The 14,374-nt window shown below is 72.6% G+C and carries 10 protein-coding genes; 4 read left to right on the forward strand and 6 right to left on the reverse strand.

What is annotated here, in order from left to right:
* Positions 1 to 98 precede the first annotated feature (98 nt).
* The 4 genes from AAT21_RS06570 (at position 99) to AAT21_RS06585 (ending at position 7,042) form a co-directional block, all read left to right on the forward strand.
* A complete protein-coding gene (locus AAT21_RS06570) occupies positions 99 to 1,511 on the forward strand; it encodes a family 2 encapsulin nanocompartment cargo protein terpene cyclase (RefSeq protein ID WP_046775819.1) in 1,413 nt (470 codons plus the stop codon).
* Positions 1,512 to 1,513: 2 nt separating this feature from the next.
* Positions 1,514 to 2,419, forward strand: coding sequence for a geranyl diphosphate 2-C-methyltransferase (locus AAT21_RS06575; protein ID WP_235438705.1), 906 nt, complete (start codon positions 1,514 to 1,516; stop codon positions 2,417 to 2,419).
* Positions 2,420 to 2,678: 259 nt separating this feature from the next.
* A complete protein-coding gene (locus AAT21_RS06580; RefSeq protein ID WP_046775821.1) occupies positions 2,679 to 3,620 on the forward strand; it encodes an NAD-dependent epimerase/dehydratase family protein in 942 nt (313 codons plus the stop codon).
* An 83-nt stretch (positions 3,621 to 3,703) separates the two neighbouring features.
* The gene (locus tag AAT21_RS06585) at positions 3,704 to 7,042 is read left to right on the forward strand and encodes an aminotransferase class I/II-fold pyridoxal phosphate-dependent enzyme (RefSeq protein ID WP_268768177.1); all 3,339 of its coding nucleotides are present in this window, start codon (positions 3,704 to 3,706) and stop codon (positions 7,040 to 7,042) included.
* A gap of 10 nt (positions 7,043 to 7,052) precedes the next feature.
* On the opposite strand, the gene AAT21_RS06590 is transcribed toward AAT21_RS06585, so the two are convergent.
* The 6 genes from AAT21_RS06590 to AAT21_RS06615 all read right to left on the reverse strand — a co-directional run bounded on the left by AAT21_RS06590 (position 7,053) and on the right by AAT21_RS06615 (position 14,281).
* Entirely contained in the window at positions 7,053 to 7,634 is a 582-nt protein-coding gene (locus AAT21_RS06590; RefSeq protein ID WP_046775822.1) for a toxin, read from the reverse strand.
* On the reverse strand, positions 7,631 to 8,083 hold the full coding sequence (locus AAT21_RS06595) for a helix-turn-helix domain-containing protein (protein WP_046775823.1): 453 nt from the start codon (positions 8,081 to 8,083) through the stop codon (positions 7,631 to 7,633). Before AAT21_RS06595 ends, AAT21_RS06590 begins: the two co-directional genes overlap by 4 nt.
* 300 nt (positions 8,084 to 8,383) lie before the next feature.
* Entirely contained in the window at positions 8,384 to 9,559 is a 1,176-nt protein-coding gene (locus AAT21_RS06600) for an MAB_1171c family putative transporter (protein ID WP_046775824.1), read from the reverse strand.
* 1 nt (position 9,560) lies between these two features.
* Positions 9,561 to 9,794: a hypothetical protein gene (locus AAT21_RS06605; RefSeq protein WP_046775825.1), complete on the reverse strand. Its 234-nt coding sequence runs from the start codon at positions 9,792 to 9,794 to the stop codon at positions 9,561 to 9,563.
* A gap of 174 nt (positions 9,795 to 9,968) precedes the next feature.
* Positions 9,969 to 12,524: a discoidin domain-containing protein gene (locus tag AAT21_RS06610; protein ID WP_235438706.1), complete on the reverse strand. Its 2,556-nt coding sequence runs from the start codon at positions 12,522 to 12,524 to the stop codon at positions 9,969 to 9,971.
* A 131-nt stretch (positions 12,525 to 12,655) separates the two neighbouring features.
* A complete protein-coding gene (locus AAT21_RS06615) occupies positions 12,656 to 14,281 on the reverse strand; it encodes a carboxylesterase/lipase family protein (protein WP_235438707.1) in 1,626 nt (541 codons plus the stop codon).
* Positions 14,282 to 14,374: the final 93 nt, after the last annotated feature.

Consider the following 14,374-nt stretch of genomic DNA (forward strand, 5'->3'; position numbering starts at 1 on the left):
GGATCCTCCCGGATCCTCCCGGATCAGCCCGGACAGGCCGATCGTGCCCGGGAGGGTCCGGTCCGGGACAGCCCACCCTCATCACCTAGGAGCCACGGATGCCCGTTTCCGGGCCTTCCCCCGCGCAGTCGAGCCTGCCTGCCGCCGCGGCCCGCTTCGGGGCCCGCGGCCGCGGCGCCGAGGCCGTCCCCGCGGGCAAGCCCGCGCTGCCGACGGGGCCGGCGCTGCCCTTCGGACCGGCGGCCCGGCCACTCCACCCCGTCTCCCCTCCCTCTCCAGTTCCCGCTCCCGCTCCCGCGTCCGTTCCCGATGCCGTACCCGTGGCAGCGCCCGTACCGGTCGAGGACGCGGCCACGGCGGCGCCGAGCCCGGTGCCGAACCCCGCCCTGGAGCGGATCATCCGCGGCCCCAGCGGTGTGGGTACGGCGGGACTGTTCTTCACCCCCCGCCAGGCACCCCCCGTGGTACCGCCCGTGGTACCGCCCACAGCGCCACCCGCGCCCGAGTTGCCCGCGCCCCCGCCCCCGGCGGAGGGCCGGCCGATTCCGGGCCTCTACCACCACCCCGTCCCGGAGCCCGACCCCGCCCGCGTTGCGGAGGTCAGCCGCCGGATCAAGCGCTGGGCGGTGGACGAGGTGGAGGCGTACCCGCCGGAGTGGGAGGACCAGTTCGACGGCTTCTCCGTGGGCCGCTACATGGTCGCCTGCCACCCGGACGCGCCCACCGTCGACCACCTCATGATCGCCACCAGGCTGATGGTCGCCGAGAACGTGGTCGACGACTGCTACTGCGAGGACCACGGAGGTTCGCCGGTAGGCCTAGGAGGAAGGCTTCTGCTGGCGCACACCGCGCTGGACCCGGTCCACACGACCGCGGAGTACCAGCCGACGTGGGCGCAGTCGCTTCTCTCGGACGCGCCGCGGCGCTCCTACCGCTCGGCCATGGAGTACTTCACGCAGGCGGCGACCCCGTCGCAGGCCGACCGGTACCGGCACGACATGGCCCGGCTGCACATGGGGTACCTCGCCGAGGCCGCCTGGGCCGAGACGAAGTACGTCCCGGAGGTGTCCGAGTACCTGGCGATGCGTCAGTTCAACAACTTCCGCCCCTGCCCCACCATCACCGACACCGTGGGCGGTTACGAACTGCCGGCCGATCTGCACGCCCTGCCCGCCATGCAGCGGGTCATCGCGCTCGCGGGCAACGCCACCACCATCTCCAACGACCTTTACTCGTACACCAAGGAACTGGAAAGCCCCGGCCTGCACCTGAACCTGCCGGTGGTCATCGCCGCACGGGAAGGCCTCTCCGACAAGGAGGCCTACCTGAAGGCGGTCGAGGTCCACAACGACCTCATGCACGCCTTCGAGGCGGCGGCCGCCGAACTGGCCGTGTCCTGCCCCGATCCACGCGTCGTCCGCTTCCTCCGGGGCGTCGCCGTCTGGGTCGACGGCAACCACTACTGGCACCGGACCAACACATACCGCTACAGCCTGCCCGACTTCTGGTAAGGATGGATATATTCGTGACCAGCACCGATCTCACCGTTACCGCCCCCACTTCCGCCGCTTCCGCCTTCATCCCCTCCCCGGCGACGCCCTACCAGGGGGACATCGCCCGTTACTGGGACCACGAGGCCCGGCCGGTGAACCTGCGCCTCGGCGATGTCGACGGCCTGTACCACCATCACTACGGCATCGGTGACATCGACCACGAGGCCCTCGGGGACACCGAGGACAGCGCATACGAGAAGAAGCTGATCGCCGAGCTCCACCGCCTGGAGTCCGCACAGGCGGACGTCCTGCTGAACCACCTCGGCTCCATCGGACGGGACGACACCCTCGTGGACGCCGGCTGCGGCCGCGGCGGTTCGATGGTCATGGCCCACCAGCGGTTCGGGTGCAAGGTGGAGGGCGTGACCCTGTCGGCCAAGCAGGCCGACTTCGCGAACCAGCGCGCCCGTGAACTCGGCATCGACGACTCCGTCCGCGCCCGCGTCTGCAACATGCTCAGCACGCCGTTCGAGACCGGGCAGGCCGCCGCCTCCTGGAACAACGAGTCGAGCATGTACGTCGACCTGCACGACCTCTTCGCCGAGCACTCCCGCGTCCTCGCGGTCGGTGGCCGGTACGTGACCATCACCGGCTGCTGGAACCCGCGTTACGGCCAGCCCTCGAAGTGGGTCTCGCAGATCAACGCGCACTTCGAGTGCAACATCCACTCCCGCCGCGAGTACATGCGGGCCATGGCCGACAACCGTCTCGTGCCGCAGGCCGTCATCGACCTGACCCCGCAGACGCTGCCCTACTGGGAGCTGCGCGCGACGTCCTCCCTGGTCACGGGCATCGAGGAGGCGTTCATCAACTCCTACAAGGACGGCTCCTTCCAATACGTCCTGATCGCGGCCGACCGCGTCTGACGCCGCGGCCACGAGCAGGCCGGGCCCGTGACCACGGGCCCGGCCCGACGCGTGGGTGGGTAGCGGTCGTGGAGGAGCCTGGTCCCGACACACACCGAGGCACGAGTCTTGGCCAAACATGTTGCCGTGCGTCAGGACCGCTCGTCGGCGCCGTCGGCCGCGAGTGCCTTGGAGATCATGGCACCCGACCCGGTGAGGGACGGTCCGGTACCGGCCAACCGCGCAAGGGGCCGATCCGGTCTCGCGCTACTGTGCGCGCGTGAGTCTTCATGTCGTTTTGGGTTTTGGGCCGGCCGGCGCCGCCACCGCCCGGTTGCTGGCCGTGCAGGGACATTCCGTACGGGTCGTCACCAGGTCGGGCGGAAGCCCGGAACCGGGGATCGAGCACCTCGCACTGGACGCGGCGGACCCGGAGCGCCTGACCGCCGCCGCACGCGGCGCGGCGGCGATCCACCACTGCGCCGCACCGCCCTACCACCGCTGGGTCCGCGCATGGCCGCCGCTCGTCGCCTCGGCCTGCGCCGCGGCCGAGGCCACCGGGGCCGTACTGGTCATGCTGGGCAATCTGTACGGCTACGGGCCGGTGGACGGACCCCTGACCGAGGAGCTGCCGCTCGCGGCGACCGGCCCCAAGGGCCGTGTCCGGGCCGCCGGGTGGGAACAGGCGCGGGCACTGCACGAGCAGGGCCGGGTCCGGGCGGTCGAGGTGCGGGCGTCCGACTTCTTCGGCCCCGGCGTCACCGACGGCGGCCATCTGGCGGCCCGGGTCGTGCCCGCGCTGCTGCGCGGCAGGCCGGTCTCCGCGCTGGGCGACCCGGACGCCCCGCACAGCTGGACCTATCTCCCTGATGTGGCCGCCGCCATGGCCGAGGTCGCGGGCGAGGAGCGCGCCTGGGGCCGCCCCTGGCACGTCCCCACCCAACCTGCCTGCTCCGTAAGGGAGATGGCCGACAGAATCGCGGCGGAGGCGGGAACCGGGCCGGCGGTGGTCCGCAGGGTCCCGTCGGCCGTCCTGGGCCTCGCGGGACTCCTGTTCCCGCTGATGCGCGAACTGAAGGAGATCCGCTACCAGTTCGACCGTCCCTTCGTGGTCGATTCGAGCGCCTACGAGGCGGCCTTCACGGTCCGCGCCACGCCCGTCGACGAACAGATCAAGGCCACCGTCGACTGGTGGCGCACGCGACCGGGCACCTCCCGATGACCTCCGACAGGGACAGGGACAGGGACAGGGACGAGGCAGGTACGGGGACAGGGACGTCGACCCCCGGCGAGGGGCGCGAGGCCATCGCGATCGTGGGCATGGCCTGCCGGTTTCCGGGAGCCCGCGACCTCAACGAGTACTGGCGGCTCCTGACGGCCCCGCAGGCCCAGTTCTCCACCGTCCCGGACACGCGCTGGCGCAGCGCCGCCCTCCTCAGCGGCGACTTCCGCGACACGTCGTCGACGTACACCGACACCATGGCGCTGCTGCCCGACGTCGACCGCTTCGACGCCGCGCACTACGGCATACCGCCGCGCCGGGCCGCCGCGATGGACCCCCAGCACCGGCTGCTGATCGACCTGACCCGCGAGGCGATCCAGGACGCGGGCTGGGAGGCCGACGGCTTCGACCGCGAGGAGACCTCGGTGATCACGGCCCTCACCGAGAGCGGCTACCGCGAGCTCAGCACCCTGCGGATACGGATGCGCCAGCTGGCCGGCGGCGAGTTCGGCGCCCGGGTGACCGACCCCGGCCACCAGGAGGCCGTACGTGCCGTCCAGGGGCTGCACGGCACCTCCGTGGCCGGACTCCTGCTCAACATGGGCCCGAACACGGTCAGTTCGGTCTTCGATCTGCACGGCGAGAGCTACGCGCTGGACTCCGCGTGCTCCGGCGGGCTGATGGCCGTCGCCAACGCGGTCCACGCGCTGCGCGCCGGACGCTCCCGCATCGCGATCGCCGGTGGCGCCCAGCTCGTGCTCGCCCCGGACCTGCTGGTGGGCCTGTGCCGCATAGGAGCCATCTCGCGCAGCGGCCGGTGCCTGCCCTTCGGCGCGGAGGCCGACGGCTTCGTCCTGGGTGAGGGCGCCGGGGTCCTGGTGCTGCGGCCGCTGGCCGACGCCCGGGCGGCCGGCGACCGGGTGTACGCGGTGATCCGGGGCGTGGGCACGGCCAACGACGGGACCGTGCAGGGCGGCATGCACCCCCGCGCGGGCGGCCAGCTCAGGGCCCTGCGCCGGGCCTACCGCGACGCGGGCCTGCCCCCGGGCGCGGTGGACTATCTGGAGGCGCACGGCACCGGGACCACCGTCGGTGACCCCGTAGAACTCGCGGTCCTGGGCGAACTGCGCGGTGCGGACGCCGCCCCCGCCCACCTCGGCGCCGTCAAGGCGGTCGTCGGGCACTCCCTCAACTCGGCCGGGCTGGCCGGACTCGTCAAGACGGTCCTGGCCGTCCAGCGCGGGGTGATCCCGCCCCAGCCGGAATTCGGCCTCGCCGACACCGCCGCCCTCGACGCCGCACGGCTGACCGTCGCGACGGCCCCCGTTCCGTGGCCCGCGAGCGGCACGCCCCGCCGGGCGGGGGTGAGCGCCTTCGGCTTCGGCGGCACCGGGGTCCATGTGGTCGTGGAGGAGTGCACCGGGCCGCCCGTTCTCCCGGCCCCCGCCGACGGACCGTACGAACTGGTGCTCACCGCGCGCGACCGGGCCGGCCTGGCCCGGTACGCCCGGGACGTGGCGCGGGCCATCACCGAGGACGGGCCGACGCTGGCCGCCGTGGCGGACACCCTGGCCCGCCGGGCTCCCCTGACGGAGCGCCTCGCCCTGGTGGCGCGGGACCCCGCCGACGCCGCCGCCCGGCTGGCCGCGGCGTCCTCGGCGCTGGAGGCCGGAGACGGCGGAGAGCCCGCGCCGACGCCGGCCGCGCTCTCCGCCGCGGGACGCATACCCCCGTGCACCCTGCCGCCGAGCCCGCTCGCCCCACGCCGCCACTGGGTCGTGGACGAAGCCGCCCGCGAGGCGGCGCGGCCGGCCGAGCCCGTCCCGTCCGTCCCACCCTCCGGGCCCGAAGAGCCGGCCGTGACCGCCGAGCCCACCGAGCCCGCCGAGCAGGCCGTGTCCGCCGGATCCGTCGCGCCCGGTGCGGACGCCGCGTCCATCGTGCTCGACGAGGTGTCGCGGACCGGGGTGTTCCCCCGAGCGGACCTCGACGAGGACATGAAGCTGGTGGCGGGGCTCGGCTTCGACTCCCTCATGCTCCAGGAGCTGGCGGTCAACCTGGCCAAGCACGCCCCCGGCTTCCGCTCCGAGGACCTGTTCACACCCGAACTCACCGTAGGCGGGCTGATGGCGCTGCTCGATCCGGGCCGTGCCCGGCCGGCGGCCCCGGGCCGGGCGGCGTCCCCCGAGGCGCAGCCGGCCGCATGGAGCGCCGACGCGGCGAGGATCGACGACTTCCCGGAGGTGGCCCTCTTCGAGCAACGCCTGGGCGCGGTCACGGCCGGCGATGCCGCTTTCCCGTACTTCCGCGTCCACGAGGGCACCGTCCGCGACACCACGGTGATCGGCGACCGGTCGTACCTGTCCTTCGGCAGCTACAACTACCTCGGGATCTCCGGCCATCCCGCGGTCAACGAAGCCGTGCACGAAGCCGTGGAGCGGTACGGGACCTCGGTCTCCGCGAGCCGCGCCCTCTCGGGCGAGCGTGAACTGACGATCCGTCTGGAACGGACCCTGGCGGACTTCCTCGGCGTCGGGGACTGTCTCACGCTGGTCGGCGGCCATGCCACCAACGTCACGGCGATTGGGCACCTCGTCGGCCCGGGCGACCTCGTCCTGCACGACGCCCTGGCCCACGACAGCATCATCCAGGGCTGCGCCCTGTCCGGGGCGGCGCGACGGCCGTTCGCCCACAACGACGCCGACGAACTGGAACGCCTGCTGCGGCTCAACCGGTCGCGCTTCCGCCGGGTCCTGATCGTCGTCGAGGGTGCCTACAGCATGGACGGCGACCTGGTCGGCCTGCCCGCCGTGATCGAACTGAAGAAGCGGTACGGTGCCCTGCTGATGGTCGACGAGGCGCACAGCATCGGGACCGTGGGCGAACACGGCCGGGGCGTAGGCGAGTTCTTCGGCGTCGACCGGTCCGACGTCGACCTGTGGATGGGCACTCTCTCCAAATCCTTCGCCAGCTGCGGGGGTTACCTCGCAGGCTCGGTCCGCATGGTGCGCTGGCTGCGGCACACCCTCCCGGGCTTCGTCTACAGCGTGGGTCTGACCCCGGCCAACGCGGCCGCCGCGCTGGCCGCGGCCGAGCTGATCGTCGCGGAACCGCACCGTGTCCGCGCGCTCAGGCGCAACGCCCGGCTGTTCCTCGGCCTCGCCGCCACGGCCGGTCTGGCGACCGGCTCCAGCGTCGGCACACCCATCGTGCCGGTCGTCCTCGGCGATTCGGCGCGCACCCTGCGCGTCGCGGACCGCCTGTTCACCCGTGGGATCGTCGCCGATCCGATCTTCCACCCCGCGGTGGAGGAGGGCCTGTCCCGGCTGCGGTTCTTCCTCACCTCCGAACACCGCGAGGACGACATCCGCCGGGCGGTGGCCGTCGTGGCCGAGGAGGTGTCGGCGGCCGCCGGGACCTGAGCGGGTCATCTCAGAACAGGGTGCGTTCGATACGGCTGAGCATCGCGCTCGTCCCGGGATCGCCGGCCGCTCCCGTCTCCCCGGGCGGGCCCGCGCCGTCCCGCCCCTCGGCGGCGCCGCCCATCCGCTGGGAGAGCAGGTAGGCGATGATCTCCGCCTCCTGTTCCTGCACGTCGTCGTAGGCGGCGCGCAGGAGCATGTCGCGCACGAGTTCGGGGTCGAGGTTGGGGAAGAGCAGGCGGGCGGCCGTCTCGTCGAGCCCGCCGGCCCCGCGATGGCAGCAGATGATGTGGCCCAGCTCATGCAAGATGATGTGCTCCTGATGCGCGCTGGTGGTGTTGGCGTCGTAGAAGATCAGGTCCTCGTCGCGCGCGGCGACCCACATGCCGCACGGATGCGACGAGGGCATCTGCAGCGGGACCAGGATGATGGGGCGGCCCCGCGCTTCGCCGAGGTGGCGGCACAGTTCGGCCACATCGGTCGCCTTCGGCAGGTCGAGTGCGGCGATCCGCTCGGCGCCGGCCTTCCGGAGCTTCTTGAGCCGGCTGCGGCGGTCCTGGTCCGCCGACCGCTCCTTCCTGGCGCCTCTCATTCGGGGCCGGAGGAGTCGTCGACCGGCGGAAGGCCCTGCAACTGCCGGTACTGGTCCATGATGGCCGTGATGGCCTGGAGGTTCTCCTTCTTCATCCCGGCCGCCCGCATGGCGATGGCGCGGACCCCCGACTGTCGCAGGGCCTCGATGGCGGCGAGTTCGCCGAGGACCGACTCGGCGACCTTGTCGTCGAAGAAGTACGCGACCGACACGCCGAAGAAGCGGGCGAGGGCGGCGAGGAGGTCGGGTGAGGGATTGGACCGCTTGCCGGTGCGCAGCTGCGACAAGTACACGCCGCCGACCTTGAGTTCGGGATTGACCCGCTTCAGTTCCTCCGCGACCTCGGCGTTGGTCCAGTGCCGGCCCTTGGGGCGGACCGTCCTGAACAGGTCGTCGAGGCGTACTGCGAGCAGGGGCCGGTCATCGCCCTCGGTGTCGGTCTCCGTCATGGTGAACCTTCCTCCCGTCACCTCCCCGGTATAGCCCTTGGCTATACGTCACTTTCCCAGAATAGCTGTCAGTTGACAATTGGCCTGGACTCCGCCAACGTTGGGTCTCGCCGATAGCTGTCAGCTAACGCGACTCACGGGGGAAACGGGGTCGGGTTGCTGGGGGCATCGGACTGGCCCGGCCCTCGGGGGATGGGCCGGGCCAGTCCGGGCGGAAGCCACCCGTCCGGCCCGAGGAAACACGGGGGAACGGGAGGTGCCCGCCCGGTTTGACGGGGGATGCAAACCGGGCGGGAGCTCTCAACTCGCCTTACCGAGCTTACTGTAGGCGGCGGCAACCTGGGTGAGCCATGCGACTTCCGCCATGAAGTTGTCCGTGTCGCGGTCGTCGAAATCCCCCGCGTCCTTGCTGTGGTCGGGGACGCTCCCGGCCCGCTTCGCCCGCAGGGCCTGCCTGATCTGCGCCGCTTCGGCGAACGCCTGCCGCGCCTCCGCCCCCGCGTCACCGGCCGCCCCGCTGCCCGCCGCCCCGCCGGGACCGTCGGACGTGTGCGTGTCGCGGTCGATGTAGGGCCTCAAGTCCCGCCAACCGTCGCGGATTTCGACCACCCGGCGGTGCAGACGGTAGTTGAGGTCGGAGACCGAGGCCCCCGGCGGCTCCAGCGCGATGTCGGGCGATGCCTCGTACAGATCCCGCCACAGTGGGTGCAGCGCCCGGTAGGAACGGTAGCTGCGGGCCCATTCCGCCAGCCGGGAAACCGGCGGCCCCCAGAGGGAGTTGATCAGGCTGAGGGAGAGGATCACGATCCCCGAGGCGCTGAAGATGTTCGAGGCGAGCTTCCAGACGCCGATGTCCACCCCGGCCGCCGCGGTCAGGATGTTGACCGTACGGGCCGTGCAGTAGAGGAACAGCACGACCGCGGCGACCGACAGCATCCGCAACGCCTGCCGCAGCGAGGCGTTGTCGGTCATCCGGGCGTACGGGCCGCACTGACGGTAGATCGTCACGCACGGCACCGCCTGGGACACGATGAAGACCAGGAGGTAGGTGAGCAGCAGCGGTCTGCTGGTGCCGTCGAAGTCGGACATCGGCCGGCCGGGGCCGTCCGCCAGGAAGAACAGGACCGTCAGCAGCACGTCGAGGACGATGCCGGTGATCAGCCAGTACCGGGTGCCGCGGGCCGCCGCCTCGTCCGTGGCCGCCCACCGCAGCAGGATGATCTGCGCCGCCACGCAGAAGGCGACGGCGGCGAGGTGCATGATCAGGACGGCCAGGTTGCCGATGCCGAAGAGGCTGCCCCCGCCCATGGCGACGGCACCCATGGTGAAGGTCAGGCACTGCAGTAGGAGGGTGGCGATCAGCGCGCGGTAGGCGCTGTCCCGCCAGCTGCGCCGGGCCTGGGAGAGGCGGTAGAGGAGCGCGGCGTACGAGGAGAACGCCGCTATGGCGAAGCAGAGGGTACGGATGGCAGTCACGTCAGTGGTCGTCCTCGCCCAGCGGGACCACGATCCCGGCGGTCTCGGCCGCCACGGCGACGGCATGGTCGAAGTCGGCGGCCTCCACTGCGGTGACGGCCAGTCCGCAGTCGCGGGCCACGGCGTCCAGGGACAGCCCCGACGCCCCCAGCTTCACCAGGTGTTGACGTGCGGTGTCCTTGACCACTGCCGGCAGCGCCGTGTCGTCGGTCGGGTTCGGTGCGGGAACGTCCATGCCGGAACCGTACCCGCGGACGATCGCGCGGGCAGCCGAGTCGCCCGAACACCCGTGCCATCCGCCGTGATCCGGCCACGGCGGATGGGCGGAAGGCCGGTACGGGTCACATCCCGGGGCCTGCGTCAGGGTGCCCCGCCCGGCCCGCACGGGCCGGGCGGGGGTGCTTGCGCGTCAGGAAACGGTCACGAACTGCCCGATGCTCGGCACCCCCTGGGCGTCGAGGGCGAAGAGCATGTACGTCCCCGGCAGTACCACACCGGTGTCGGAGGGGATCGACACGGTGTACGCACCCGTTCCCGCGGGCGCGGACACGAGCGGCACCCGCCGCTGGTCGTTGTCGGTGGAGTGGGTCGCGGCCGCGGCCCGCATCAGGACGAACGACGCCACCGACTTGTCGGTGCTCACCGTCAGCTGCGCACCCGGAGCCGCCCTCGGGGGCACGCCCCCGGTGATCGCGGGCCGCGGTTTGGGCGTACCGTCCGCGCTCAGCAGGTAGGGCGGTGTGAAGACGGCCCCGTCGGGATGGTTGGTCGCGCAGTCGCCGCACAGGCCGCCGCCACCGGAGAAGACCCGGCCGTCCGGCAGCAGGTTGGCCACGCTGTGGTAGTTGCGCGGGACGGCCATGGAGGCGAGCGGGGTGAACCTGCCGGTCGCCGGGTCCCACAGTTCGGGCGTCAGGACCGAGGTGGCGTCGCTGAACGGCACCGGATAGGCCTGGCCGCCGAAGACGGCCACCTTGCCGTCCGGCAGGACGACGCTGTTGCTGAACGCGCGGGGGTGCTCCATGTCCCCGGTGCGCGCCGCCTGGACCTGGCTGCCCGAGATGCCGACGGTGTACGCCCGCTGCGTGGCGGGGGAGTCCTGGTAGGCCGGGGAGCCGCCCAGCGTGACCAGCTTGCCGATGTCGTACGGGACGGCGTTGCCGGTCATGGCGTCCTGGCTGTCGGCGCGGGTGCCGGCGGGCGTGACGGAGCCCTGGCCGCTGGTCGAGATCCAGTTCATCTGCTTGCTCGGCCCCAGCTGCAGGACCTTGCCGCCCGAAGTGGCGTGCAGCCACATGTGGTTGTCGGCGCGGTAGGGGCCCGCCGGATCGGCGGTCAGCGCCTTGGACGCGGGAACACCCGGCAGCGAGCGCCATGTACGGGTGTCCGGCGACCAGACCTCACCGGCCTTGTCGGTGCTCGCGTTGCCGCTCCAGGACCCGCCGAGGACGAAGGCCTCACCGGTGGAGAGCAGCGTCATGGCCTGGTAGCCGCGGGCGATGTTCATACTGGTGGTCGCGGACCAGGAGTCGGTGGCAGGGTCGTAGATGCTGGCCTTCTCCGCGTTGCTGCCGCCGGTGACCAGGACCCGGCCGTCCGCCAGCATGGCTATGCCGGGGCAGAACATGTCGTGGCCGGTGTTGTCGATGCGGCGCTGGGTGACCTTGCCCGTCTTCAGGTCCAGGATCGCCGTCTGGGTGTAACCGTTGCTGCCGCCGAAGCGGTCGACGGCGTACGCGGACCAGGCGAGCAGCTTGTCCCCGGGCAGGGCGGCGGTGGCCACGGGCACCAGCGGGAAGCCGATGATCCGGCCCCAGGACCCGTGCACGGCGGGGCTGGCCGGCCCGCTCAGGCGTATCTCGCCCGCCGAGGTCCACGGTCCGCGGCCGCCGGCCTCACTGGTCACCGTCAGGCGTATGTACCGGGTGTGCTCGGCGCGGGTGAAGGTGGCCGTCTTGACGGTGTCGTCGTCCCGCCAGGTGCCGGACGCCACCGAAGAGCCGAAGGAGATGCCGTCGGTGCTGGTCGCGACGGTGTATGCGCCCGCGCGCCCGTTGGGACCGTCACCGCGGGGATGGTAGACGAGCGCGGAGACGACCGCTGAGCGGTGCATGTCGATGGTGATGCTGTGCGGCAGGGGAGCCGGGGTGCCGCTCCACTTGCTGTGCCAGATGGTGTTGGCGTTGCCGTCCAGGACATTGGCGGCGCGGCCGTTCTCGCCGGTGGTCTCCTCGTCGCTCGCCGTCGCCGTCCAGCCGGACCGGGACAGGTCGACGGTGGCGGCGGGGGTGCCGGGGTCGCCCAGCAGGTCGATCTCGGCGGCGGAGGTCCACGGCCCGCGGTTGCCGGCCTCGGTGATCGCCGTCAGCCGGACGAACCGGGCGCCCGTCGGGGCGAAGCCGAGGGTCTTGGCGGTGGCGTCGTCCGCGAGGGTTCCGGTGGCGACGGGGGTTCCCCAGTTCTGCCCGTCCGCGCTGATGCTGATGGCGTACTCGCCGACACGGCCGTTGGCCCCGCCCGCCCGCGGGCGGTAGACGAGCGCGGAGACGACCGCCGTGCGGTGCATGTCGATGGTGATGTTGTGCGGCAGGGGAGCCGCGGTGGCGGTCCACTTGCTGTGCCAGATGGTGTTGGCGTCACCGTCGAGGACGTTGGCGGCGCGGCCGTTCTCGCTGGTGGTCTCCTCGTCGCTGGCCGTCGCCGTCCAGCCGGCCCGGTCCAGGACGGGAGCCGCCGGCTCCATGGCGTTCGCCGGTGCGACGCCGTGGTGCGGCGACTGCACCGCCGCCTGCTGGTCGGTGGGCACGGGCGCGGCCCGCGGTCCCGGGGTGCGGCCGGCCGCCGCGGTGCTCGTGACCCCGAGCCACGGCGTCAGGCCGATCAGCACGGAACCGAGGGCGAAGGCTATGAGCAGGTGGGAGCGGCGTAACAGGCGGGTGAGCGCGCGGGAGCGCCTGGACTGCAATCTGACCTCCTGGGGCGAACCGGTATGCCCCGTAGAACATAGTCAGAGCGGTTACAACTCGTGTGTGAATATGCAGAGTTGGCGGGAATGCGTGCCGGCGCCGCAGCCGGGGGAGCCCGGGTGCCCGGGCGTCAGGACAGGCCGTCCCAGAAACCGAGGCGGTGCTCCCGGCGGTAGTCGACAGGACCGGTCCGCCCCGGCGCCAGCGACTGCGTGTACGGCCGGTCCGTACGGTGGGGGAGCCAGCCGGGCAGGCCGGCTCCCCGCGGCGCCCCGGTACGGGCGAACGCCGCCCAGTAACCGGTCATCACGGCCGACAGGCCGCGTTGCGCCTGAGTGAACCGCGGCTGCGCCGCCGCGTCCTCGAACAGGTACGGGACGTCACCGGCATGGAAGGCCCCGAAGTCGAAGCCACCCGGCAGCGGGAGGAACATCGGCGCGTCGCGGTCGGCGAACTCGTAGGCGTACACGGGCACATGCGGTGCGAGCGCGTCGTGCTGGGCCTGGGTGCCGCGCGCCCACATCCGGTCGGTGACCACCGCTGCCCACGCCAGAGCGGGGGACGCGAAGGCGCCCGGCGGGTACGCGGCCCGCACCCGCGCCGCGGCCGCCGCGCCGAACGCGGTGCGCAGCGCACGGTCGTAGTCCGCCGCGGTGAAGGGCCGGCCGGCCGCGTCGTACGTCATCCCCACGAAGGTGCGGTGCTCGTCGCGGGTGGCACCGGACAGGACGGGCACCCGGTGGAATCGTCCGGCCCGCAGAGCCGCGGGCGGCAGCTCGGGCAGCGTGGTGTTGCCGTACCCGAATGCCTGGAAGGCGTTCATGATGTACGGCACGTCGAGGATCCTGCGGACGGGCAGGGCGCGCAGGCAGACGAGGGTGCGCTCCGGCCGGTCGTCGCCACAGCCCAGGGAGGCGGTCATCGCCCGGGTGATGTCCTCCATCTCCCGTCCGGTCCGCCAGACGTACCACGGATATCCCGGCACGCCCGGCCCCATCGCACCGGCCGGCATGTCCATCATCCCCTCACCGCTGGCCATGACGGCGCGGTGGAACAGACCCGCCGAGGCGGGCGAGGTCAGGTGCCCGGCGACGGCCGACGCCCCGAAGGACACACCGGCGACGGTGACGTTGCCCGGATCGCCGCCGAAGGCCCGCGCGTTCCTCCGTACCCACTCCAGGGCGGCCCGCTGGTCCTGCAGGCCGAAGGTGCCGGAGCCCTCCAGCCCCGGCAGGGCCAGGCCGCCGAAGACGCCGAGCCGGTAGTTGACGGTGACGACCACCAGGCCGCGCGCGGCCAGCCGGCGCCCGTCGAAGAAGGAGCCGCCGCCCACGGCTCCGTCGCCGTGGATCCAGACCAGTACGGGTGCGGCCCGCCGCCGGTCCGCCACCGGCGGCGTCGTCACGTTCAGGACCAGGCAGTCCTCCTCCGTACTGGAGATCCGCGCGTACGGCGAGGGCACCTGCGGACACAGCGGCCCCGTCGCGGTCGCGTCCCGCACTCCCTGCCACGGGGTTACGGGACGGGGCGGCGCCCACCGGTGCCGCCCCGCGGGGGCGCCCGCGTACGGGATGCCCCGGAAGACCAGGTGCGGGCCCGACCGCACACCGCGGACCGGACCGGCGTCCGTACGCACGGTCTCGCCGACCGGCGCCGGCCCCGGCGTACAGCCGAGCGGCGCGGACACCGCGGAGGCGAGGGCCAGGGTGCAGGCCGCCGCCACGAGGGAACGGCGGGGGGATCGGCGATGCGTCACCCGTCAAGCCTTCCGCGCGGCGCCCCGACCGCCCCGCGTACGCGCCGTGCGCGACCTGATCGGACGCGGCCTCCGCGCCCTCCGCGGCTCGCA

The sequence above is a fragment of the Streptomyces yangpuensis genome, from assembly GCF_001005295.1.
Lineage (GTDB): Bacteria > Actinomycetota > Actinomycetes > Streptomycetales > Streptomycetaceae > Streptomyces > Streptomyces yangpuensis.

Excerpts from the sequence above, each read along its gene's own strand:
- AAT21_RS06570 (WP_046775819.1), top strand. The coding sequence starts at position 99 with ATGCCCGTTTCCGGGCCTTCCCCCGCGCAGTCGAGCCTGCCTGCCGCC.
- AAT21_RS06590 (WP_046775822.1), bottom strand. The coding sequence starts at position 7,634 with ATGAGAGGCGCCAGGAAGGAGCGGTCGGCGGACCAGGACCGCCGCAGC.
- AAT21_RS06575 (WP_235438705.1), top strand. The coding sequence starts at position 1,514 with ATGGATATATTCGTGACCAGCACCGATCTCACCGTTACCGCCCCCACT.
- AAT21_RS06605 (WP_046775825.1), bottom strand. The coding sequence starts at position 9,794 with ATGGACGTTCCCGCACCGAACCCGACCGACGACACGGCGCTGCCGGCA.
- AAT21_RS06595 (WP_046775823.1), bottom strand. The coding sequence starts at position 8,083 with ATGACGGAGACCGACACCGAGGGCGATGACCGGCCCCTGCTCGCAGTA.